The 21,872-nt window shown below is 63.6% G+C and carries 21 protein-coding genes and 1 pseudogene; 8 read left to right on the top strand and 14 right to left on the bottom strand.

Annotated elements, in window-relative coordinates:
* Positions 1–48: 48 nt before the first annotated feature.
* Complete coding sequence (locus tag WI560_RS19200; RefSeq protein WP_375304412.1) at positions 49–318, bottom strand: hypothetical protein; 270 nt, start codon at positions 316–318, stop codon at positions 49–51.
* Positions 319–512: 194 nt separating this feature from the next.
* Here WI560_RS19200 and WI560_RS19195 point away from each other — a divergent pair, with 194 nt between their 5' ends.
* The 3 genes from WI560_RS19195 to WI560_RS19185 all read left to right on the top strand — a co-directional run bounded on the left by WI560_RS19195 (position 513) and on the right by WI560_RS19185 (position 3,610).
* Positions 513–1,784, top strand: coding sequence for a hypothetical protein (locus WI560_RS19195; RefSeq protein ID WP_375304411.1), 1,272 nt, complete (start codon positions 513–515; stop codon positions 1,782–1,784).
* On the top strand, positions 1,781–2,773 hold the full coding sequence (locus tag WI560_RS19190; RefSeq protein WP_375304410.1) for a glycosyltransferase family 2 protein: 993 nt from the start codon (positions 1,781–1,783) through the stop codon (positions 2,771–2,773). Before WI560_RS19195 ends, WI560_RS19190 begins: the two co-directional genes overlap by 4 nt.
* 189 nt (positions 2,774–2,962) lie before the next feature.
* The gene (locus tag WI560_RS19185; RefSeq protein ID WP_375304409.1) at positions 2,963–3,610 is read left to right on the top strand and encodes a hypothetical protein; all 648 of its coding nucleotides are present in this window, start codon (positions 2,963–2,965) and stop codon (positions 3,608–3,610) included.
* A gap of 485 nt (positions 3,611–4,095) precedes the next feature.
* Here WI560_RS19185 and ribB read toward each other — a convergent pair whose 3' ends face one another.
* From ribB to WI560_RS19120, 13 genes are all read right to left on the bottom strand, one after another.
* On the bottom strand, positions 4,096–5,166 hold the full coding sequence (gene ribB / locus WI560_RS19180) for a 3,4-dihydroxy-2-butanone-4-phosphate synthase (RefSeq protein WP_375304408.1): 1,071 nt from the start codon (positions 5,164–5,166) through the stop codon (positions 4,096–4,098).
* A gap of 590 nt (positions 5,167–5,756) precedes the next feature.
* Positions 5,757–6,731 carry a tripartite tricarboxylate transporter substrate-binding protein gene (locus tag WI560_RS19175; RefSeq protein WP_375304407.1) on the bottom strand — a complete coding sequence of 325 codons (975 nt, stop codon included), beginning with the start codon at positions 6,729–6,731 and terminating at the stop codon, positions 5,757–5,759.
* Positions 6,732–6,755: 24 nt separating this feature from the next.
* On the bottom strand, positions 6,756–7,472 hold the full coding sequence (locus WI560_RS19170; protein ID WP_049820176.1) for a GntR family transcriptional regulator: 717 nt from the start codon (positions 7,470–7,472) through the stop codon (positions 6,756–6,758).
* Between the two features lie 23 nt (positions 7,473–7,495).
* Entirely contained in the window at positions 7,496–8,236 is a 741-nt protein-coding gene (locus WI560_RS19165; RefSeq protein WP_375304406.1) for an SDR family oxidoreductase, read from the bottom strand.
* Positions 8,237–8,260: 24 nt separating this feature from the next.
* Positions 8,261–9,031, bottom strand: a complete 771-nt coding sequence (locus WI560_RS19160; protein ID WP_375304405.1) for an SDR family oxidoreductase — start codon at positions 9,029–9,031, stop codon at positions 8,261–8,263.
* 15 nt (positions 9,032–9,046) lie between these two features.
* Positions 9,047–9,427, bottom strand: a complete 381-nt coding sequence (locus tag WI560_RS19155) for a carboxymuconolactone decarboxylase family protein (RefSeq protein WP_028137140.1) — start codon at positions 9,425–9,427, stop codon at positions 9,047–9,049.
* Between the two features lie 29 nt (positions 9,428–9,456).
* Positions 9,457–10,695: an ABC transporter substrate-binding protein gene (locus WI560_RS19150; protein ID WP_257195954.1), complete on the bottom strand. Its 1,239-nt coding sequence runs from the start codon at positions 10,693–10,695 to the stop codon at positions 9,457–9,459.
* Between the two features lie 34 nt (positions 10,696–10,729).
* Complete coding sequence (locus WI560_RS19145; protein ID WP_375304404.1) at positions 10,730–11,980, bottom strand: ABC transporter substrate-binding protein; 1,251 nt, start codon at positions 11,978–11,980, stop codon at positions 10,730–10,732.
* A gap of 36 nt (positions 11,981–12,016) precedes the next feature.
* Positions 12,017–12,724, bottom strand: coding sequence for an ABC transporter ATP-binding protein (locus WI560_RS19140; RefSeq protein ID WP_375304403.1), 708 nt, complete (start codon positions 12,722–12,724; stop codon positions 12,017–12,019).
* Positions 12,711–14,480, bottom strand: a complete 1,770-nt coding sequence (locus tag WI560_RS19135) for an ATP-binding cassette domain-containing protein (RefSeq protein ID WP_375308867.1) — start codon at positions 14,478–14,480, stop codon at positions 12,711–12,713. The genes WI560_RS19140 and WI560_RS19135 overlap by 14 nt, the downstream gene beginning before the upstream one ends.
* 2 nt (positions 14,481–14,482) lie before the next feature.
* Entirely contained in the window at positions 14,483–15,418 is a 936-nt protein-coding gene (locus WI560_RS19130) for a branched-chain amino acid ABC transporter permease (protein WP_257195951.1), read from the bottom strand.
* A 79-nt stretch (positions 15,419–15,497) separates the two neighbouring features.
* Positions 15,498–16,892: an MmgE/PrpD family protein gene (locus WI560_RS19125; RefSeq protein ID WP_375304402.1), complete on the bottom strand. Its 1,395-nt coding sequence runs from the start codon at positions 16,890–16,892 to the stop codon at positions 15,498–15,500.
* A 31-nt stretch (positions 16,893–16,923) separates the two neighbouring features.
* Positions 16,924–17,817, bottom strand: coding sequence for an NAD(P)-dependent oxidoreductase (locus tag WI560_RS19120; protein WP_375304401.1), 894 nt, complete (start codon positions 17,815–17,817; stop codon positions 16,924–16,926).
* A gap of 247 nt (positions 17,818–18,064) precedes the next feature.
* On the opposite strand from WI560_RS19120, the gene WI560_RS19115 reads away from it, so the two are divergent.
* The 5 genes and pseudogenes from WI560_RS19115 (at position 18,065) to WI560_RS19095 (ending at position 21,821) form a co-directional block, all read left to right on the top strand.
* Complete coding sequence (locus WI560_RS19115) at positions 18,065–19,417, top strand: MmgE/PrpD family protein (protein WP_375304400.1); 1,353 nt, start codon at positions 18,065–18,067, stop codon at positions 19,415–19,417.
* A 27-nt stretch (positions 19,418–19,444) separates the two neighbouring features.
* Positions 19,445–19,834: a carboxymuconolactone decarboxylase family protein gene (locus tag WI560_RS19110; protein WP_008557256.1), complete on the top strand. Its 390-nt coding sequence runs from the start codon at positions 19,445–19,447 to the stop codon at positions 19,832–19,834.
* A gap of 11 nt (positions 19,835–19,845) precedes the next feature.
* Positions 19,846–20,655, top strand: a complete 810-nt coding sequence (locus tag WI560_RS19105; protein WP_375304399.1) for an N-acyl homoserine lactonase family protein — start codon at positions 19,846–19,848, stop codon at positions 20,653–20,655.
* Positions 20,656–20,794: 139 nt separating this feature from the next.
* Positions 20,795–21,427, top strand: a pseudogene (locus WI560_RS19100) (ModD protein); the annotation flags it as partial.
* 64 nt (positions 21,428–21,491) lie between these two features.
* The gene (locus tag WI560_RS19095; RefSeq protein ID WP_375304398.1) at positions 21,492–21,821 is read left to right on the top strand and encodes a hypothetical protein; all 330 of its coding nucleotides are present in this window, start codon (positions 21,492–21,494) and stop codon (positions 21,819–21,821) included.
* Positions 21,822–21,872 lie beyond the last annotated feature (51 nt).

The following is a 21,872-nucleotide window of genomic DNA, read 5'->3' as shown; positions in this document are numbered from 1 at the left end:
CTACCACATTCCACATGTCGCGATCGCCGCTCATCCCAATGTGGACAGCTATCGTTCGGGTTTCAGGAGTTGCCGCGGAAGCACGAGCACGACATTGATCTCGCGATCCAGAATCTTTGAGGCAATAATAGAAATGTGCAGAGCGAACTCGTCCTCCATCTCGGCGGCGGCGTCCTCGTCGCGAGCGTAGACATAGAGAATATCGCCGTCCAATTCGTCGAACCGTACAGCTCGGAAGAGCTGATCGAACCGGTCCGCACCTACGATAAGCGCCATTCGCGCGGCAATCGCCTGATCCTGTATTTCAGTTAATCTCATCAGACGTCGACTTCCTTTTAAGATGCGATCGGAAAGACTTGCTAGGTTTGCTCTGGTGACGCCTGCGTGAATACAATCCCCAATGCGACGATCTCCCTATATCGCTGGATTTGGTCGCAGAGAGTGGCGCAGCATCTTGCGCCATCGCTAGTTGTAGTGGTAACGTCGCGCGCTTTCTGGGCAAGGGGGCGAAGTTGAAGCGATATTTTCCGGCCATACTCTTGGCCGGACTGTTGGTTGCTGCGTTGCAACCTGTTTACTTTTTGCTGATGTCGAACTTGGACCGCGTGATCTCCCACCACAGGACTTGGGAGCACATCCGGGATGCTTTCGATTCAGGTGTTCTTGAGACGAGTTTTCACTCCAAGAATTTCTGGATCACCGGCGGAGACCGCTTCACGGACTGCTATTCGCTCGGGATCGGGCTCCAGCCAGCCGTCGGCCCGGCCGCCGCTGGAATCACGGCTTCCAGACCCGTTTCTGAGCGGCATTCCTGTGATGACCTTAAGGCGGCGGCTACTGACCCAACGTCCGTCACATGGCAACGGTACTCTCGCTATTGGCATGGCTACCGGGCCTACGCTGCACCGCTGGCGTCGGTTCTTCCGATCCTGGTGCTCAAGCTTCTAAATCTGATGGTTCTGGTGGTTTTGGCTGTCCTCTTCTGTTCTGAAGCGGCCAAGCTGATCGGCGTTGCCGCGACGATTGGGCTATGTGCACCAGTGTTATTCATGTCGGACTTCGTGCGCATCTGGCAAATCACGCCACATGCCATTAGTACGGCCATCATCCTTGGCGGCGCCGCCATCTTCGCCGCGGCGGTCAGGAAGCGGGCGACGGACCAGGTCTTGATTGTGATAGCGGCCGCCTTCGGCTCGCTCTTCAATTTCGTCGACTTCTTGGTCAACCCGCCGTGGATGCCGATGCTATTGGCGTTCTTTCTTGTCGTGGCTGGTCGAGGCGCTCCGATCGCTTTGATCTGTGTTGGAATCTGGTTTTCGGCCTATGGAGCTACCTGGGCAGCAAAATGGGTGGCAGCCTTTGTCGTCGAGCCATCGTTCGATATTAAGGCTGACGTCATCGATACCGTCCTGTTTAGGATTGGTGGTGACAACGTCAAGGTGTGGCATTTCCCGCTTGCGGCGACGGCAAAGGTCTTCACCAATGCATTCTTTAGTTGGGGAATGCTGATACTTCTGCCGGTGCTGTTGACCTTCCGCATACCACTGCGGCGACCTTCACTGGCGTTGGCTTGGCCGGCTCTGATCCCTGTGGTGTGGTTTGAGATTTTGAGCAATCATAGCCAGATCCATGCGTTCTTTGTATCGAGAAGCGCAGCAGCAGCGATCGGCGTTATAGCGGCCGCGGCCCTGATGGCGGCCCGCGTGACGGACGCCAGACAGGTCTTCGTGGCGGCGCGCCGATGGTCGTCGCGAGAAGGCTTTCGAGCGCGAGAAATTCAATGAACCTCTCGCAGTTCAGAATCGCCGTCCTGGTGCCTTGCTACAATGAGGAGGCGACCGTCGGCACAGTCGTGAGAGATTTCCGTAACACTCTGCCCGGTGCCGAAGTCTACGTCTACGAGAACAACTGTGTGGATCGCACTGCAGAGATGGCGGCGGAGAGCGGAGCGGTGGTGCGCAGCGAACGCGCGCAGGGAAAGGGGCATGTGGTCCGACGGATGTTCGCCGCCATTGAGGCCGACATCTACGTCCTTGTCGACGGCGATGCTACCTATGACGCATCCAGCGCACCGCGCCTCATTCATAAGCTCATCGCGGAACAGTTGGATATGGTCGTTGGCGTTCGTGTGGATCAATCCGAGGCAGCGTATCGGCGGGGCCATCGGACTGGGAACCGGATGCTGACAGGCCTTCTGTCGCTGATCTTCGGTCGAGCGTTCAAAGATATTCTATCGGGCTATCGCATCTTTTCGCGTCGATTCGTGAAGTCCTTTCCGGCGCTGTCGAACGGATTCGAGATCGAGACTGAGTTGGCCGTGCATGCGTTGGAATTGTCGCTGCCAGTTGGAGAACTCGAGACGCTCTATTTTGCGAGGCCTGTCGGGTCGAGTTCTAAGCTCAACACCTGGAAAGACGGGCTCCGTATCGTTGCAACGATGCTGAAGCTGTACCGGTCGGAGAGGCCCCTTCATTTTTTTGCCTGCATCGCCGCAGGGCTCGCAGCATTGTCTATTGGCCTTGCCGTACCGATCATCATCACGTTCCTGGAAACCGGGTTGGTGCCGCGGCTCCCGACGGCGGTATTGTCGATGGGACTGATGATCATGGGCATGCTGTCGGTTTCTTCGGGCCTGATCTTGGACACCGTTACCCGCGGTCGTCGCGAGATGAAGATGCTCGCATATTTGGCCCTTGACGTACCGGTGTCTTCACGTGCCGCCAGGCCGACTAGTTTGGAGAGGCCAGACGAAATGGTCTGCCTGCGGTCTTGAAAACCTTCCTCCTTCAGGATGCGGCGCTCTCCTGCATTCTCCGCCAAGCTTTAGGCGAGCCTCCCACAGAGGATGTAGGGCAGGCGAAAGTTTTTGACCGGGACATAGCCCATCGGAAATTTCCAACCCATTTGGTATTGCCCATTCCGTCGATGCGGGGAAACATGTTGGCCCATCAGGGACGGTCACATGGGGCTTTCAATCCGTTTTTACCTCTTCGCCGAAGACGGGCTTCAGGCGATGTCGCAGCGAGTGAGGATGGGCCTGATCCGCGGCAAAGACGCCATGCCGCAGTACGCCGGCACCAAGCAGAGGGTCGCAGACGTCATTCTCGAAAGCGAAGGAAAGAAGCCGGTTCGCATCCAGCGAACACAAGGAAGCTATCTGACGTTCGACGAGAAGGGGCAGGTGCACAAGGATCTTGCGGCATCTGGATTCGCTGCGCTCGAGACAGGAATGGCGCTTGAAAGGGCCCTGAAGCAGCCGCAGACGACAATCGTCGACCTCACGCCTAAGCTTAACCGCGAGAAGTGGGAGCGAGAAAACCGATGGACGCTATCCAAGGACGAATTGGACGCGATTGCAGACGACATCTGGCGGCGGAAGAAAGCCGGCCAGCCTAAGATCGAGAGGGCAAGGGACGCAGCGCCCAAGCCTCCCAAGGTGACGTATGAAGCGAAGGAAGCCATACAGGAGGTGCAGGGCCGGATCACAAGCATAGCTTGGAGCTGCCGTCCGCACAATTCGCCTTTGCGATTCCTCGCCGCAATTGGTGGACACAGCCAGGTTCGCCGAGCAGGCCTACGAGGGAGCCATCGAAATCGTCGGGCGAATTGAGCGACTGCGCGCATGCACCTTGACTGGCATCAAGGTCAAGCTTGAAGCAATTCGCTTCTACCGTTCAGGTGACCTGTGCGATGACCAAGATGAAGGAGAAGCTACGGACATTCGTCTGGCTCAAGCCGTGCTTACTGAGTTAGCGAGTATGACCCGTAGCTGCCTTTCCAGATGGTCCCCGTAGCTCGGCTTGTTTGGGAGATCGAACAGACTGGCGGCCAAATCCGGTATTGCCAATCTCGCCTGTGCGCCGAACTCGACAACTGAGCGCGGTGCGAAGGGGAGGCGCTCGGCTACGCGTCGGTGAAGCGTTCATCACCATGTTCAAGAAGGCGCTTGGCAAGTCGCCGGCGCGCTACTTCTCCGAGCGCGAGGCCGGCCAGGCTGGGCCGGGGGAGATCTGTCGCGAAACGGACTGCAAGCTTAGTCGGATGCGTGAGGTTCGGGACGCACTCAATAGACTTTCGCAACGCAGATGGCTGGAGTTAGAGCGCTTCGTTTCGGACGATCTCGATGCCAAAGCCTGACAGTCCCTTGAAGTGATGCGTCGACGACGTGAGGTGACGGATGGAACTGATCTTGAGATCCCGCAGGATCTGGGCGCCGACGCCGATCTCTCGCCATTGCCGATTGCGGTCGTCTTCGCGCGAACCGGTCGGGCCTAACGGCGCAGGCGGAACACCCGCCGCGCCGTCGCGGAGATAGACGAGCACGCCGCTGCCGTTATCCTTGAAGCGTTGCAGAATGACGTTCATCTTGGCGTGTTCCTGACCCGAGAACAAATCGCGCAGGATGTTAGGTTTGTAGAAGCGCGTGAGGACGTTGGTGCCGTCGCCCAGTTCTCCGTAGATATAGGCGACGTGATGAATGGGGTCGAACGGCGAGCGATACGAATAGCCCTGGAGCGGGCCGATCGGGCTCTCCGTCGTGACGCTCGAGACGCGCTCGATCAGCGTCTCGCGGGCCTGCCGGAAGCTGATGAGGTCAGCGATGGCGACCTGTTTCAGCTTGTGCTTGTCGGCGAACGCCGCGACTTGCGGACCCTTCATCACTGAGCCATCGTCGTTCATCAGTTCGCTGATGACACCGACCGGCTCGACACCTGCCAGTCTGCACAGGTCGACGGCGGCCTCGGTGTGACCCGAGCGCATGAGTACGCCCCCCTCCTTTGCGATCAGAGGGAAGACGTGTCCCGGCCGGCAAAAATCGCCGGCGCCGGCGTTGGGGTTGGCGAGTGCTCGGCAGCACGAGGCCCGTTCTTCGGCCGAGATGCCCGTTCCGTTATCCGGCCGGTAGTCCACCGACACGGTGAACGCCGTGGTGTGAGCCGAGTCGTTGTTGAGAACCATCGGGTCAAGCCGCAGGCGTCTCGCGTCTTCGAGGGTAATCGGAGCGCAAACGATTCCCGATGTATGGCGGATGATGAAGGCCATCTTCTCAGCCGTGCACTGCGAGGCGGCGACGACGAGGTCGCCTTCACCCTCGCGATCGTCGTCGTCGGTGACCACGACGATTTCGCCGACAATCTTGAAACTGCGACGAAATCTAAAGCCCATCGGCAATAACGAATGGCAAACGGTGAAAGTAGTACCTGGCTATCTTATCGCGCATAGATCGAAAATTACAACTGTGAGGGGCCGTCGGCCCGCGCGTATACAGCCGAGCAGGCCCCTTCTGCCGGTTTGGTCTGATGGTCGGCCCGAATGGATCCGAGCATCGGCCAGGTCGAGCGTTCACTTCTGAAATCGAAAAGAGCAAAGAGGCAGTCCGAGCACCTTGCCGCCAGTAGACAGCCAACTCGAACATCATTCCGACAAAAGCAAATTCTGTAGTGATCTCAATGAGCAAAAAGGCTGCGAATTGTCGGAATGGGGCTTGAAAACACTGCGGAAATTCGAAGACTTCCAAGCTGAATACGAGGGTTCGATTCCCTTCACCCGCTCCAATATTTTCAATAACTTAGCGCGTCAGGCCGTTTCATTCTGTCAAGACGCGCATTCCCATTCTGACAAACGTTCACCTTCCTTTTGCTTGTTTCGCTCGGCGCTTGATGCGTTCATTTGCGCATCCTGCTTTGCTTCGTCGTCGTACAGATGGTGCGCTATCGCAGCATGTAGAGAGGCATCGGCCTCTCCGCCGCTAGCGTCTACTGTGGATCGATACCGGCGGCTTTGATGATCCGTTTCCATTTGCCGATCTCGGCTTTCAAGAACGCTTCGAGCGCTTCCGGCGTCGCACGCTCGGATTCGACGGGAGTCATGCTGAGCTCGGCAAAGCGGCTGATCAGTGCCGGGTCCCTCAGCGCCGCCTGCAGCGCGGCGACGAGGTGGTCGATCACCGGTTTCGGCGTCCCCTTCGGCGCGTACAGACCATACCAAGTCGTCACGTCGAATTCGGGAACGCCGGATTCCGTCGAGGTCGGCACCTCAGGCAGCGTCGCAACGCGCGTCTTGCTGGTGATCGCGTAGCCCTTGATCGTGTTCGACTGGATGTAGGGCGTCGGTCCGGTCGCGGGATCGCAATAGACGTCGATGTGGCCGGCGATGACGTCGTTCAGCGCCGGTCCGCCGCCCTTGTAGTAGATCGGGGTGAGCTTGGTATCCGTGGCGCTCATGAACATCAGGCCGCAGAGCTGCGATGCCGAGCCGAGACCGACATTACCGAAAGTAACCTTGTCGCCGGCCTTGCGAATCTGCGTGATGAGCTCGCCGAGGTCCTTGGCGGGATAGTTCGGCCGCGCCACCAGGATCATCGGGACGTCGGTGACGAGCCCGATCGGGGCGAAGTCGCCGACTGGGTCGAACGGCAGCTTGGCGTAAAGGGCAGGTGCCGTGGCTTGGCCGACATGCATCAGCAGCAACGTATAGCCGTCAGGGGCCGCCTTGGCGACGCGGTTGGTGCCGAGCGTGCCGCCGGCGCCGACGACATTTTCGATGACGATGGATTGTTTCAGCGTCGCGCTCATGGCGCTGCCGAGGATGCGCGCGATGACGTCGCCGGGCCCGCCGGCGGAGAACGGCACGATGACCGTGATCGGGCGGGCGGGGTAGTCGTCCGCGATCGCCGCGCCGCAGGGATAGAGCAGGAGGAACAGGATCAGCGATCGTACGAGAAACGTCATCGAACACTCCCTGGCGGCATTGTTCTAGTCGTCGGTAGGCGCCGCCTCCTTGGCCGCCGACGATTTTTCGATCATGTCGAGCGCTGCCACCGCAGCCGCATTGATGTGGTCGACGCAGCAGCGTTCGGCGAGATCCGGGTCGCCGTTCTGGATCGCTCGCCAGATCGCAGTGACTTCGCGCAGGCTCTTGTTGATCCGCTTCGGCTGCGACATCGAGGTGATCCGCAGCAGCTGGATGCGATCGTGCAGCGGCTTGAGCATGCGCTCGATGAACGCATTGCGGCAGCCGCCGATCAGCGCTGCGTAGAAATCGGTCTTGGCTTCGAGGCTGCCGACGAGATCCTGCTTGGCGGCGGCGGCCTTCAGCCGCGTCAGGGCGTCGCCGATCCGGCGTGCCACCTCGGGATCGTGCAGCCGCGCGCATTCGCGTCCGGCGAAGCCTTCGAGCACCGCGCGTGCGGCGTAGAGCTGCCGTGCCTCTTCCAGGCTGATCGTGGACACCACGGGGCCGCGGTGCGGGACCGTGTTGACCAGCCCGTCGGCCTCGAGCGCCCGCAGCGCCTCGCGGATCGAGGGACGGCTGACACCCATCATCTCGCAGAGCTCGCGCTCGACCAGGCGCTGGCCCGGCTTCAGCGTTCCCGACATGATCGCCGCACGCAGCTTCTGCGCCACCATCGCCCGGACGGTCGGGACGTCCTCGATGCGGAGTGTCGACTGCAATTCGCGGCGTCTTTCCATGTTCTGGTCCTGTTCGGGAAAACTCAGTACCGGTTTACAGGCAGAATCATCATTTCGGCAATTTGAACGTGGGCGGGCTGGTCGAGGGCGAACACGATCGACCGCGCGATATCGGCGGGATCGAGCGCCATCCTGAACTGATCGAAATACTCCTTTTCCTTCTGCTGATCGCCGCGGTAGCGGGTTAGGATGATGTTGGTGCGGGTCAGCCCGGGCTGCAGCTCGGTGACCCGGATCGCGGTGTCCGCGAGCTCGCCGCGGAGGGTCTCGGTGAACATGTGCACGCCCGCCTTGCTGGTGCTGTAGGCGGCCATGTCGGGCACGATCCGCACCGCGTTGATGGAGCTGATGTTGACGATATGGCCGGCGTTGCGCTGGACCATCGCGGGCAGGATCGCGCGGGTGACGCGCATCAGGCCGATCAGATTGGTCTGGATGATGTTGGACCAGTCGTCGGCAGAACCGATGTCGAAGCGCGTCCGGCCGCCGATGTCGTGGCCGGCATTGTTGATGAGGATATCGACCGGCTTGAAATGAGCGGGAATGGCATCGGGCAGGCGATCGACAGCCTTGGCATCGCTGACGTCAAGCTGGATCGGGACCACCGCATCGCCTGCCGTCGCCGCCAGTTGTTCAAGCGCCTTGGCGTCGCGGTCGACCAGCACGACGCGGCGGCCGCTGTCCAGCAGCGCCTTGGTAATGGCGCGCCCCATGCCGCCGGCGGCGCCCGTGAGCACGGCGGTCTGGCCTGATCGTTCAGTCATCGCAAAACTCCCGTTCCCATGTGCTCATGCCACGGACCAGCCCCCGTCGATCGGCAGGCTGGCGCCGGTGACGTCGTTTGCGGCGGGGCCGCAGAGGAAGACGACCATGGCCGCGACGGCGTCCATCTCGATGAAGCGCTGAGTGGGCTGGCGCTCGCCGAGATAGTCGCGCGTGACCTCCGCGACGGGACGGCCGCTGCCCTCCGCCATCCCCGCAATCTTGTTCAGGATGGCGGGCGTCGGCAGCGTGCCGGGGCAGAGAGTGTTGCAGGTGATGCCGCTGCGCGCCGTCTCGATGGCGACGGCGCGGGTCATGCCTGCGATCGCCGTCTTGGTGGTGACGTAGTCGATGCGGTTCTCGACCGCACGGCTCGAATAGATCGAGCCCATATTGATGATCCGGCCCCAGCCGCGCTGCTTCATCGCCGGCAGCGCCAGGCGGATGAGGTGGAACGGCGCCGACAAATTGACGGCCAGCGCCTCGTCCCAGCGGTCGGGCGGAAACTGCTCGATCGCGGCGAAATGCCTGACGACGGCGTTATTGACGAGGACGTCGATGGCGCCGCAGCGGTCGCGCAGATCCGTCATCATGGTCTCGATCGCTTCGCGGCGCGACAGGTCGGCGCCGGCTGCGATCGTCTCAATGCCGAAGCGGGCGCGCAGATCGTCTGCAGCCTGCTTCGGCTGAGCGAGGTCGTGCAGGACAATGTTGGCGCCCGCGCCGGCAAGGCCTTCCGCGACCGCAAGGCCGAGGCCTGCCGTCGCACCGGTCACGAGCGCCCATTTACCCTTCATCGCGAACCTGCTCAGCTACTTCTTGTCGAGCTCGGCGAAGACTTCCTTCGCGTTGCGGAAAGCATCGACGCCGGCCGGCACGCCGCAATAGATCGCGACCTGCATGAAGACCTCGCGGATCTCCTCCTTGGTCGCGCCGTTGGCGAGTGCGCCGCGGACATGAGTCTTGAGCTCGTGCGGGCGGTTGAGCGCGCACAGCATCGCGAGGTTGAGGAAGCTGCGCGTCTTTCGCGTCAGGCCCTCGCGGCCCCAGACGTAGCCCCAGCAATATTCCGTGGTGAGGTCCTGCATTGGGCGGTTGAACTCGTCGGCCGACGCGATCGCCTTGTCGACGAACTCGTTGCCGAGCACGCTCTTGCGGATTTCGAGGCCGCGGTCGTAGGTCGCCTTGTCCATTGTGGTCTCCGTTTCTTGTGGGGCGGATGTCAGCTTTTTGGCCAGAACGGCTTCGCCAGCGCGAGCTCCGGCGGAAACACCGTCACCGGCACGCCGGATTGCCACTGCACGATGGTCATGCCGGCGCCGACGCGGCGGCCCTTCTCGTCGAACTTGATCTCGCCTAGCGGATAGTATTTCGAGGGGCCGCCATCCATGGTGCGCAGCGCTTCGCCGACGGCGACCCGATCGGCTTTGCCGGCCTTTTCCAGCGCGTCCTTGATCACCCACATGTCGCCATAGGTGGAGATGGCGTTCTGCGTCATCCACGGCTCCTTGTAGCGGGTCTTCAACTCGGCGATCAGCGCCTCATGGCCCTTGGCGCCCCAGCTTGCGACGCAGGTCAGGACGCCCTGCAGCAGTTCTGGGCTGACGGTCTGCAGCATGTCCGGTTCGGCGATCGCGATGCCGAACGAGATCGTCGGGATCTTGCCCTGACCGAGGCCGAACTCGTTCATCTTCTCGAGCAGCAGTTTTGCGTCCGAGATCACCGTGGGCAGGAAGAACAGCAGGTCCGGCTTGGCGGAACGGATTTTCTGCACCAGCGAGGTCGCGTCGGCGAGCGGCGGCGTAAACGTCTCGTCGACGATCAGCTGCAGCTGGTTCTCCGCCAGCAGGCCCTCGCGCATGGCCTTGGCGGAGGCGATCGAGGCGCCGGTGTTGTCGGTGAGGATCGCGACCGTCTTCGGCCGCTTGCCCGCGGCCGTCTCCGCCAGCTTGATGATCTGCGGCAATGCTTGCCGTGCCTGCGACCCCGCGGTGGCGGCGGTCTGGAACACGTATTTGAACCCACGCTCGGTGATCAGGTCGGAGTAGGAGAGGGTGAGCATGGGCAGGTTGGCGCGCTCGGTCACCTCGGTGACCGCGAGCGTGAACGAGGACAGATAGGCGCCGCTGGCCGCGACCAAGTCGGTCTCCTGCGCCACCATGCGCTGCGCGGCGTTCTTGGCCTTCTCGGTGGTGTCGCCGGAATCGAGCACCACCAGCTTCAGCTTGGCGCCGCCGAGCGCCTTGACGCCGCCTTGCGCGTTGATGTGGTCGATCGCCATCTCGGCGCCCTCGCGCATCACCGTTCCCGGGCGGGCGTAGAGCCCGGAGATCGGCACCAGCAGGCCGACCTTCACCTCGGCAGGCTGCTGCGCCCAGGCAGCGCGGGATGCGATCAGCGTGCCGGAGGCGCCGGCCAGCAATGTTCGGCGAGAGATCGTGGTCTTGCTCTTTGCAGTCATGACAATTCTCCTCCCTGAAAAACCGCGCGACGCTTCAGGATTTTTTCGGCCAGAACGGCTGCGCCTGCGCGAGCTCGGGCGGATAAACGGTGACAGGCACGCCCGATTGCCATTGCACGATGACGACGCCGGCGCCGACGCGGCGGCCCTTCTCGTCGAACTTGAGCTGGCCGCCCGGGTAATATTTCGACGGGCCGGCATCCATGGTACGGAAAGCCTGCGCGACCGCATTGCGATCGGCCTTGCCGGCCTTCTCCAGCGCTTCCTTCATCAACCACATGTCGCCATAGGTCGAGATGACGTTCTGCGTCATCCAGGGCTCCTTGTATTTGGCCTTGAGCTCGGCGATCAGCGCCTCGTGGCCCTTCGAGCCCCAATTGGCGACGATGGTCATGATGCCCTGTACGGTCTCCGGGCTGACGCTCTGCAGCATATCGGGCTCGGCGATGGTGATGCTGAAGGACACGGTCGGGATCTTGCCCTGGCCGAGCCCGAACTCGCTGATCTTCTCGAGGCCAAGCTTGGCGTCCGACACGGCATTCGGCATGAACAGCAGCAGGTCGGGCTTGGCCGAGCGCACCTTCTGGATCAGCGGCGTCGCATCTGACAGCGGCGGGGTCCAGACTTCCTCGACGACGAGCTGGAGACCTTCCTGCGCGAACAGCTTCTCCTTGAGCGCCTTGGCGGTGGCGACCGAGGTCGCGGTGTTGTCCATCAGCATCGCCACGGTCTTTGGCTTCTTGCCGGAGGCGTTCTCGGCGAGCTTCATCAATGTCGGCAGGCCGAGCTCGGACTGGCGGCTCGCGGTCGCGGCGGTCTGGAAGATGTATTTGAAGCCGCGGTCGGTCAGAAGGTCCGAGTAGGACAGCGTCAGCACCGGCAGTTCGGCGCGCTCGGTCACTTCCGTGACCGCGAGCGTGAAGGATGAGAGATAGGCGCCGGTTGCGGCGACGAGGTCGGGCTCCTGTGCCACCATGCGCTGCGCCGCGTTCTTGGCCTTCTCGGTGGTGTCGCCGCAGTCGATCACGACCAGCTTCAGCTTGGCGCTGCCGAGCGCCTTGATGCCCCCCTGCGCGTTGATGTGCTCGATGCCCATCTCGGCGCCCATCTTCATCACCTGGCCGGGGCGGGTGTAGATGCCTGACAATGGCACGATCAGTCCGACCTTGATTTCTGCCGGGGCTTGTGCGCGCGCCACACCGGCGAGGCCGACGGCGGCGGCACCGGACAGCACGGTCCGGCGGGTCAGTCCGTTCGCCATCTTGCCTTTCGAAGTCTTGCTCATCTTGTTTGCTCCCAATTCCCTGTTTTTTCTTGGTCGTCACATGCCGAGATAGGCTTTGCGCACGCGGTCGTCGGCGCGCAGCGTGGCGTTGTTGCCCTGGAGCACGACGTGGCCGGCTTCGAGGACATAGCCGTGGTCAGCGGATTCCAACGCTTCCGCAACGCGCTGCTCGACCAGCAGCATGGTCAGCCCGGACTGGCGGCGGATATCGATCAGCCGCTCGAAGATGAAGTCCGCGGTCGAGGGCGCAAGTCCCATCGAGGGTTCGTCCAGCATCAACAGCTTCGGCGAGGAGGCGAGGCCTCGGCCGATCGCGAGCATCTGCTGCTGGCCGCCGGACAGCGTGCCGGCGAACTGGTTGCGGCGTTCCTTAAGCACGGGCAGCCAGTCGAAGATGCGCTCGATATTGGCCTGCCAGTCGCGGCGGCCGCTCTCCGTCATTGCACCCATCTCCAGGTTCTCCATCACGGTCAGTGACGGGAAGACCTGGCGTCCCTCCGGGACATGGGCGATACCGAGATGGGCGCGCTGCGGCGGCGGCACCGCGAGCAGATCGACGCCGTCGAAGGTGATCGATCCGCTGCTCGGCTTGACGATGCCGGAGATGGTCTTGAACAACGTGGTCTTGCCGGCGCCGTTGGGGCCGACGATCGCGACGAACTGACCTGCGCCGACATCGATCGACACGTGGTTCAGGACGGGCTTCGTCGAATAACCTGCGCTCAATTCCTCAATTCGCAGCATGGCCCACCCATTTCTTGCCGAGATAGGCCTCGATCACCCGACTGTCGCGCGTCACGACTTCGGGCAGGCCCTCGGTGATGACGGCACCGTGGTCGAGCACGAGGAAGCTGTCGACCAGGCGGACCATGGCCTGCATGGTGTGCTCGATGATCGCGATGGTCATGCCGTCGCGCGCGAGCTGCTGGATCACGGCGACGACTTCGTCCGCCTCGCCATGGCCGAGGCCCGCGAGCGTTTCGTCGAGCAGCAGGATGCGCGGCTGGCCGGCAATCGCGCGGGCCAGCTCCATCAACCGAAGCTCCTTGGTGGAGAGCTCGCCGGCGACACGGTCGGCGACGGCGGAGAGCCCGACGCGGGCGACCGCATCGGCCGCCAGCTTGCGGGCTTCGTCGTCGGTGCGTGCGCGCACATAGGCGCCGACCACCACATTGTCGAGGATCGACATGCGCAGGAAGGGCCGCATCACCTGGAAGGTGCGGCCGATGCCGGCCTCGCAGATCACGTGCGGCCGCTGGCCCGACATGTTGCGGCCGTCGATCAGCACCTCGCCCTGGCTAGGCTTCAGGAAGCCGTTGAGGAGGTTGAACAGGGTGGTCTTGCCGGCGCCGTTGGGTCCGATGATGCCCAGGATCTCGTTCTTGTGCAGCTTGAAGCTGACATCCTGCACGGCCTTGAGGCCGCCGAAGGAGCGCGACAGGTTTCTCACCTCGAGCATGACTTCGCCCTTGGCGGCGCGTTGCCGCGCGGCCGGCTTCAGCGTCGTGACGTTGGCGACAGCTTCCGCTGTATCGCTGGCCGAGGCCTTGGGTGCCGTACGCCTGCGCAGGAGATCGCGCAGCTTCCAGAACAGCCCCTCCGGCGCCATCAGGATGACGCCGACGATGGCGAAGCCGAAGATCACGCCCTGGATGCCGGGAAAGCGCGCGCCGGCTTCGGCGTGCAGGATCTCGGCGAGGGGGATCAGGATCACCGAGCCGATCACGGGTCCCCAGACCGTGCCGACGCCGCCGAACATCGCAACCGTCAGCGCCTGCGCCGACACCAGCATGCCGAACACCGATTGCGGCGTCACGACCAGTAGCACCTGGGCGTAAAAGCCGCCGATCGCGGCGGCGATCGCGCCGCTCAGCGTGATCGCGCGCAGCTTCCAGGCCAGCGTGTTGATACCGGCGGCCTCGGCTGCGGCCTCGTTCTGCTTGATCGCGAGCAGCGCCATGCCGAAGCGGGAGCGCTCGATCCATTGCGTCAGCATGATGGTGCCGAGCATGATGGCGAGGCCCAGCAACGTGTAGACGTGGGGATCGGTGAACTGCATGAAGGCGATCGGCGCGTCGCGCTTGATCGGAAGCGTGACCTCCTGGAAGCCGAGCCATTCGAACACGTAGAGAATGGCGAGCGGATAGGCGAGCATCGCCAGCGCGAAATAGTGGCCCTGCAGGCGGAAGGTCGGAAAGCCGATCAGAAGCCCGGCGATGCCGCCGAGCACAGCCGCGATCGGGATCAGTAGCCACGGCGAAATGTCGAAATAGATCTGGCCCAGCGCGGTCGCATAGGCGCCGATTCCGAAGAAGGCGGCGTGGCCGAACGAGATCAGACCGGTATAACCGCTGAGCAGATTCCACGACAGCCCGAACACCGCCCACACCGGCACCAGCGTCAGGATGAGCTGGTAGTAGGAATTGGTGACGCCGAGCGATACGACCGCGTAGGCAAGCGTGAAGAGCAGGGGAGGCAGAAGGGAGCGCATCCGGAGCATGGTCACGTCCTCTCCACCATGCGTCCGAAGAAGCCTTGCGGACGGAAGAAGATGATGAGGAGGAAGACGGCGAAGATCGCGGCGTTCTGCAGCTGCGTCGGCAGGATCAGGGTCGACATTTGCTGCACGAGACCGATCGTCATGCCGCCCCAGAACGCGCCGATGATGCTGCCCATGCCGCCGAGCACGACGCCGGCATACATGACGATGACGTATTCGAGTCCGACGAAGGGGTGGAACGGATAGTTGGTGGCTAGCAAGCCGCCGGCAATCGCGGTGATCCCGCAGCCGAGCGCGAAGGCGGTGCGGTGCGCGCGGTCGACGTCGATGCCCATATAGGTCGCCGCGGTCGGATTGTCCGCGGCAGCGCGTAGCGACTTGCCGATCCGGGTGCGCGTGATCAGGAGCGAGAGCAGGACCATGATCGCGAGCGACACGACCATGTCGATGCTGCGCGCCTTGTTGAGGAAGATGCTCATGTCGAAGAAGGGCCCGAGCTCCCAGGCCGAGCTCGACAGCGGCGTGCGGATCGAGGCCAGCACCGAGCCGAACACGATGAGGCCGCCGTTCTGCAGGATCAGCGCGATGCCGAGCGTGAGGATGAGCTGGGCGTAGTGGCCTTCGCCTTCGAGCGAGGCGGTGCGCGTGCCCGAGACGTGCGAGATCAGGGCCAGATGCACGAAATAGCCGAACACGGCGAGCACCGGCCCGGCCAGCAGGATGGCGACGAACGGCCCGACCGTGTTGCCGAACAGCGCCTGGACCCCGGCCGCGGTGAAGAGATAGAAGGCGGTGTACATGCCGAGCATCATGAAATCGCCATGGGCGAAGTTGATGACCCGCATGACGCCGAAGATCAGGCCGAGCCCGACGCACATCAGGCCGTAGACGCCGCCGATCAGAACGCCCGCGGCGAGCGCTTGCAAGAATCCTTCCATCAGCCCGGCCTCCGCGCAGCTGACGATCTCAAGCTGGTCTCCACCTCGACCATGTTTCCCCCATCTTCTTCGGCATTTCTCATGATGCCGATCGTAAAGCCCGTTCCGTTGCGTCCAGGCGGCACTGCGCGGCGATCACGCTGGCGTCGCCCAAATGTTCGCAGTCGCCGATAAGCTGTTCGAGCCGGTCCGCGCGGTCCTCGCCGAGAACCCGTGCGGCGGCAGCGCGGAAGCGCGCGCGGACATCCGAGGGCGTCGCGGCGATGACGTCGGGCAAAGCGTGCCGGATGGTCCGGCCGTCGCGCAGCCGCACGCTCACCTCCGCGCCCTGCTTGCCCGGGAAGGCGGCGGTGAAGCCGGCATCCGCCTTCAGCTCCGTGACCGCGACCAGGCGGATAATGTCGGCATCATCGAGCCCAGCGTAGTTCTGTTCCTCGATCTCGCCGCGCGCCAGCGTCGCCGCCACGCTGAACGGGATGCTCATCTTGGCTTGAAGCGCGTTGCGATAAGGGCCGAGGGAATCGCAGCCGGGATAGCGGACCGCGGCATCCGGCGCGCGGATGACGACACGATCGATCTCCTGGGGGGTGGTGAGCTCATGCGCGACGCGAAGCGCGGCTTGCGCGGCAGTCTGGGCGAAATTGCAGGCGGGGACCGGCTTGTTGTAGACCGCCATGATCTCGCACGCGCCGTTCGGGAACAGCGCGATGCCGTCAGGCGCGGCCTGGCGGCGGTAGGCGGCGAACAGGCCGGCTTCGCCTTCGATGATCGTCTCGGAGCCGAACGCCCCGGCGGCGGCAAGGCCGATGGCCCTGATCGCGTTGCCGGCGGCAAAGCCGGGATGGAAATACATGTCCGAGCCGCCGGCATGCGGCCATTCGTTGAGGCCGCCGCAGGTGTTGGCCGCGATCGCGATGGCGCTGGTGGCCTGGTCCTCGGACAGCCCAAGCGCATAGCTTCCCGCGAGTGCCGCGCCCAGAGGGGCCACGAGGCTGGTCGGGCGATAGAGACGCGCGAGGTCGGAGGTCAAAAGCGCGCGGCCGATCCGCGCGCCGGTCTCGTAGCCGACGATGGCAGCAGCGAGCAGCCTGGCGCCGTGCAGCGGCACCTGCTCGGACAGTGCAAGCAGAGCCGGCCAGATCACGACGCCGTGGTGTGCGATGCTGGCGGCATGCATGTCTTCGCGCACCAGGCCGTGCCCCATCACGGCGTTGGCGAACGCGGCGTCGGCCGGCGAGAAGAGCTGCGCGTTGCCGATGATGGTCGCGCTGCCGCCGACATGCGCGATCGCAACGGCCTGACGGCTCCAGGGATGCTGCCCGGCCTCGAAGGCACAGGACATGAAATCGAGCAGGCAGAGCTTGGCCTTGGCGACGACGTCCGGTCCGAAATCGCCGAGATCGACGGCAAGCGCGCGCCGCGCCATCTGGCGCGCGAGCGATACCTTGCCTGATCCGGTCGAGCCGATCGTCATCGCGGGTTTCTCTCCCTGACGGCTTGCGCGATCAGCCGCGCATCTCCACTCCGGCCCACTCCTCGAGCACTTTGGCGATCGAGGTGAAATCGGATGAAGCACCGTATTTGGCGTTGGTGATGGCGAGCATCTGCCGCACCACCGCGCCGCAGACCATTGGCACGCCCATAGCCTCGGCCTCGTCCACGCAGAGGCGAACGTCCTTGTAGGAGAGGCCAGTGGTGAAGCCGAAATCGAACGTGCCGGGCAGCACCGCGCGGGGGAATTTGTCTTCGGAGGCGCTGTTGCGGCCGCTGCTGGCATTGATGATGTCGATCAGCACCTTGGCGTTGACGCCGCCCTTGACGCCCATCGCGACGGCCTCCGAGGTGATCACGAGAGCCGCCGCCGCCATCAAGTTGTTGGCGAGCTTGGCGGTCTGCGCCACGCCCGGCTTGTCGCCGGTGTAGAACAGCTTGCCGAAGTTCTTCAGGATCGGCTGCACGGTCTCGTAGGTCGCCTGCGGGCAGGACACCATCACGGCCAGCGTGCCGTTGACCGCGCCCTTGATGCCGCCGCTCACGGGCGCGTCGACCAGCGTCATGCCCTTGGCTTTCAGGCCCTCCGCGACCAGCTTGGCCGCGCCAGGACCCGAGGTCGACAGGTCAACGACGATCTTGGCGCGGTTGCCGCTGCTGATGCCGTCCTGGCCGAGCGTCACCGCCTTGACGATGTCGGGCGTCGGCAGGCTCGCGAGCACGATATCGGCGCGCGAGGCGACGTCGGCCGGCGATTTGCCGAGCAGCGCGCCGCGCTTGACCAACGGTTGGGTGGCCTCGGCCTGCGTGTCGTAGACGACGAGCGAATAGCCCGCGTCCATCAATCGTCCCGCCATGGGGCCGCCCATGCGGCCCGTGCCGATCACGCCGAGCGTTTCTCCCGCCATCGTTCACTCCCTGTCGCGCAGATCCCGTGACGGGGCCCGCCTTCTTGATCTTGTCGGTCGTTTCGCGATCGCGCTCGTCGGCCGCAATCGTTGCGGCGAGGGCATCCCGCGCCAACGGGGCCGATTGTTATGATTGTCAGACAAGCTGTCAAGCATAACATTTGGGGTCGACAGTTTGCCGCGGATCGGCATAAGGTCGAACAAAACGAGGAAGACGCCCCGCGTGCCGCAAGATTCGATTCCGAGTGTGAGCAGGACGCTCGCTGATTTCGTCGCCGTCTCATCCTGGGTGGAGGTGGAAGGGCAGAGTCTGGAAGCGCGGCGGTCGATCCTCAATTTCTTCGCGACGGCGCTGCTCTCTGCGCGCGATCCTGTGGTCATTGCCGCGATGCGTACCTTGTCGCCGTTCAGCGGCACGGCGACCTCGACCGTCATCGGCCATTCGGAGCGGATGGATGCGATGTGCGCGTCGTTCCTCAACGCCGTCTCAGCCAATCTGCTCGACTTCGACGACACTCACCCCGACACGATCATTCATCCGGCGGCACCGATCGCAGCGCCCTTGCTGGCGCTGGCGGAGGCGCGCAGAACTTCGGGGCGCGAGGTGCTGACGGCGTTCATTCTCGGTGTCGACGTCGAGTGCCGGATCGGCAATGCGGTGTCGCCGCATCACTACGCGCGCGGCTGGCACATCACCTCGACCTGCGGAATTTTCGGCGCGGCGGCGGCGTGCGCGAAGCTGCTGGGCCTTTCGGAAGATGGGATTGCGAACGCGATCGGAATTGCGGCGAGCCAGTCGGCCGGCAATGTCGAGAATCTTCCGAGTGCTGCCAAGAATGTCAGCGTCGGCAACGCGGCGCGCAACGGATTGTTCGCCGCATTGCTGGCGCAGCAAGGCTATGAGGCCGCGCCCCTTGCCCTCGAGGGTCCGCTTGGGTGGGCGCGCACCATGGGAGACGAACTCGACCGCACGCGGCTGTTCGATGGTCTCGGCAGAACCTGGGAGATCGCGAAAAATACCTACAAGCCGTATCCCGCCGGCATCGTGTTTCACGCGGTGATCGACGCCTGTCTGCTGTTGCGCGAGCGAGTTGGCGGGCGCGTCGACCAGATCGAATCGGTGATCGTGCAGGGCTCGGCGCTGCTGCTGGCCCGCGGCGACCGCCCGGTCAACAACGCGCGCGATGCGCGCGTCAGCATCCATCATTGTGTGGCGTGCGGACTCTTCCTCGGAAGGGCCGGTGTCACCGAGTTCGAGCAGGAGACCGTGATCCGGCCCGATATCGCGCGATTGCGGGAAAATGTGAGGGCGGAGCTCGACCGCGAGATGCCCGACGGCGCCGCGCGTGTCACATTGCGCTTGTCGACCGGCGAAGTGCTCACCGAGACCGTCATTTCGCCGCGCGGCAGCCAGGCCGCGCCGCTGTCAGATCGCGACATCGAGGCGAAGTTGCGTGACGGCGTGCGCGCGGGCCGCAGCGGCTGGGACGCGGACCGTGTCATCGATGCGATATGGCGGCTCAATGCGGCCGATGACGTCGGCGCTCTCCTGCGATCGCTTCGGCCGCCGCCGGCATCGCACCACGCTACTTCAAACTAAAGCTCTCAAGACCTGAAAGGGACGATCATGAGCAAGACCGAACTGTTCGAAAAGGGCCTCAAGGTTCGTAAAGAGGTGCTCGGCGAGGACTACGTCAACAAGTCGATCGCCGGAGCCGATGAGTTCACGCGCACCATGGCGGAATGGTCGACCGAGTTCTGCTGGGGTGCCTTGTGGACGCGGCCCGGTGTCGACCGGCGCACGCGCTCGATCGTGAATCTGGCCATGCTCGGCGCGCTGAACCGTCCGCACGAATTGAAGCTGCACGTCAAGGGCGCCCTGAAGAACGGGCTGACCAAGGAGGAGATCAAGGAGATCCTGCTCCAGGTCGCGGTCTATTGCGGTGTGCCCGCAGGCATCGACGCCTTCCGCAACGCGCGCGAGGCCTTCAACGAGGTCGACGCGGCCGGCTCCTGAGCAATTGTCCCATGGCCGCCCCGGACTACGAACTCTTCGCCATCCGCTACGCTACGCGCGATGCCCAGCGCAGCGAGCACTTCATCGGCGGCGACCCGCATGACGGGCCGATGCCGATGGACTACTTTATGTGGCTGGCGCGGGGAGGCGGGCGCACCTTCGTCATCGACACCGGGTTCAACTCGGACGTCGCCAAGCAGCGCAGGCGGACTTTCCTGCGCTGCCCGGTGGAGACGCTGCGCGCTTTCGATGTCGATCCTGCCGATGTACAGGACGTGATCCTCACCCATCTGCACTACGACCATGCCGGCAATTTCGACCGGTTTCCGAACGCTCGGTTTCATCTCCAGGAGCGCGAGCTCGCCTACGCGACCGGCCGCTATATGCACTATCCCCGGCTGTCGCATTCCTTCGAGGTCGAGGATATCTGCGGGATCGTGCGGCTGAACTATGCGCGCCGGGTTCTGTTCTACGACGGCGACGCCGAGATCGCGCCCGGGCTGACGGTCCATGCGGCGGGCGGACATTCCGCCGGGCTGCAATTCGTCCGCATCAACACCCGCCGCGGCCCTGTCGTGCTCGCCTCCGACGTCAGCCACTTCTACGAGAACATGACGAGCGAGCGTCCGTTCACGACGGCGTTCCATATCGGCGACATGCTGGCCGGCTTCGACAAGCTGCGCGCCGCGGCGCCCAGTGCCGACCATATCGTTCCAGGTCACGATCCACTCGTCATGATGCTTTATCCGGCGCCGCGCCCGGATCTGGCCGGGATCGCGGTTCGCTTGGATGTGGCGCCGTCCGGGCCTGTTCATTCCTAGGACGGTGAGAGGACCACGCGCCCCCTCCTTGTCGAGCGTCTCTCCCAGGGTGAGGGACACATCTTTCGCTACTTGGCTCCGAAAGGATATCGATTGCTGGAGCTAGCCCAAATTTGCCCATGACGCATTGGAGCGTTAGACCTTGATCGAGATCTGGTCCGGTGTCGCCAGCGAGACCCGCGCCATCGTCGGCGCGGCGAGGGCGGTCGCCCCGCAAATTGCGGTTGCCTGCACCCGCAAGAACGTGTCGGGCACCAAGCGATTTGCAGTGGCGGCCGTCAAAGCGGGTGGTGCCGCCATGCATCGGCTCGGCCTGTCCGAGACCGTGCTGGTGTTTCCCGAGCACCGCGCCTTTCTCGGCGAACTGCCGCTGTTCCAGGCGGCCGAACGCTTGCGGCGGGCGGCACCGGAGAAGAAGCTCGTGATCGAGGTCAAGACGGCCGATGCCGCCCTGGCCGCGGCCGTCGCCGGCTTCGACGTGATCCAGGCCGAGAAGTTTTCGCCAGCCGAGGTCGCCGCCCTGGTCAAGCGCATCGCGTCCATGGCCTACACGCGCGCCCGTCCGATCATTGCTGCGGCTGGTGGGATCAATGCGGCGAACGCTGCGGCTTATGCCGAGGCCGGCGCCGATGTCCTGGTCACCTCATCGCCCTATCTGGCAAAACCCAGGGACGTGCAGGTGCGGATCGTGGCGACCGACGCAGCCGTGGTCCAGCCATGCCAAAGCCTCAACACGGAGGCGCCGATCGCCCGAATCCAGAGTCGAGCCTGATCCAGATCAATCCGGCGCGCACCCGATGGTCTATCTGTCGGTCGTATCTTGGAAAGACCACGACATGACCGACAAGCCGATCGATTGGACGCCGGATCTCACGCTGCCGACCTCGAAATCCACCGTGCAGCACTTTACCGCAAATGCCGGAGGCGACCGACTGGAGATCGACGCCACCCCTTGGGGCGAGGCCGATCTCACCGTCAACGGTCGATCGATCGCTCACATCGAGACGGCACGGAGCGCCGGGGATGCGTTTCGGGCGCTCGAGACGTTCGCTGAAGATTTCGAGGCCGGCAAGAAGGCTCGCGGTGATCGGCGCCTTGATCAGGCGATCGAGGATGACGAGGTTCGCCAACGGCTGGGCCTGACGCGCCTGGGAACCCGCACCTAGGAACCATCGCGCCGCGCACGAGTTGGCCGGTCGGGCAGGACGAAATCACGA

Source organism: Bradyrhizobium sp. A11, from assembly GCF_042077125.1.
GTDB lineage: Bacteria > Pseudomonadota > Alphaproteobacteria > Rhizobiales > Xanthobacteraceae > Bradyrhizobium > Bradyrhizobium japonicum_B.
This window is presented reverse-complemented; position numbering and strand designations above follow the sequence as displayed.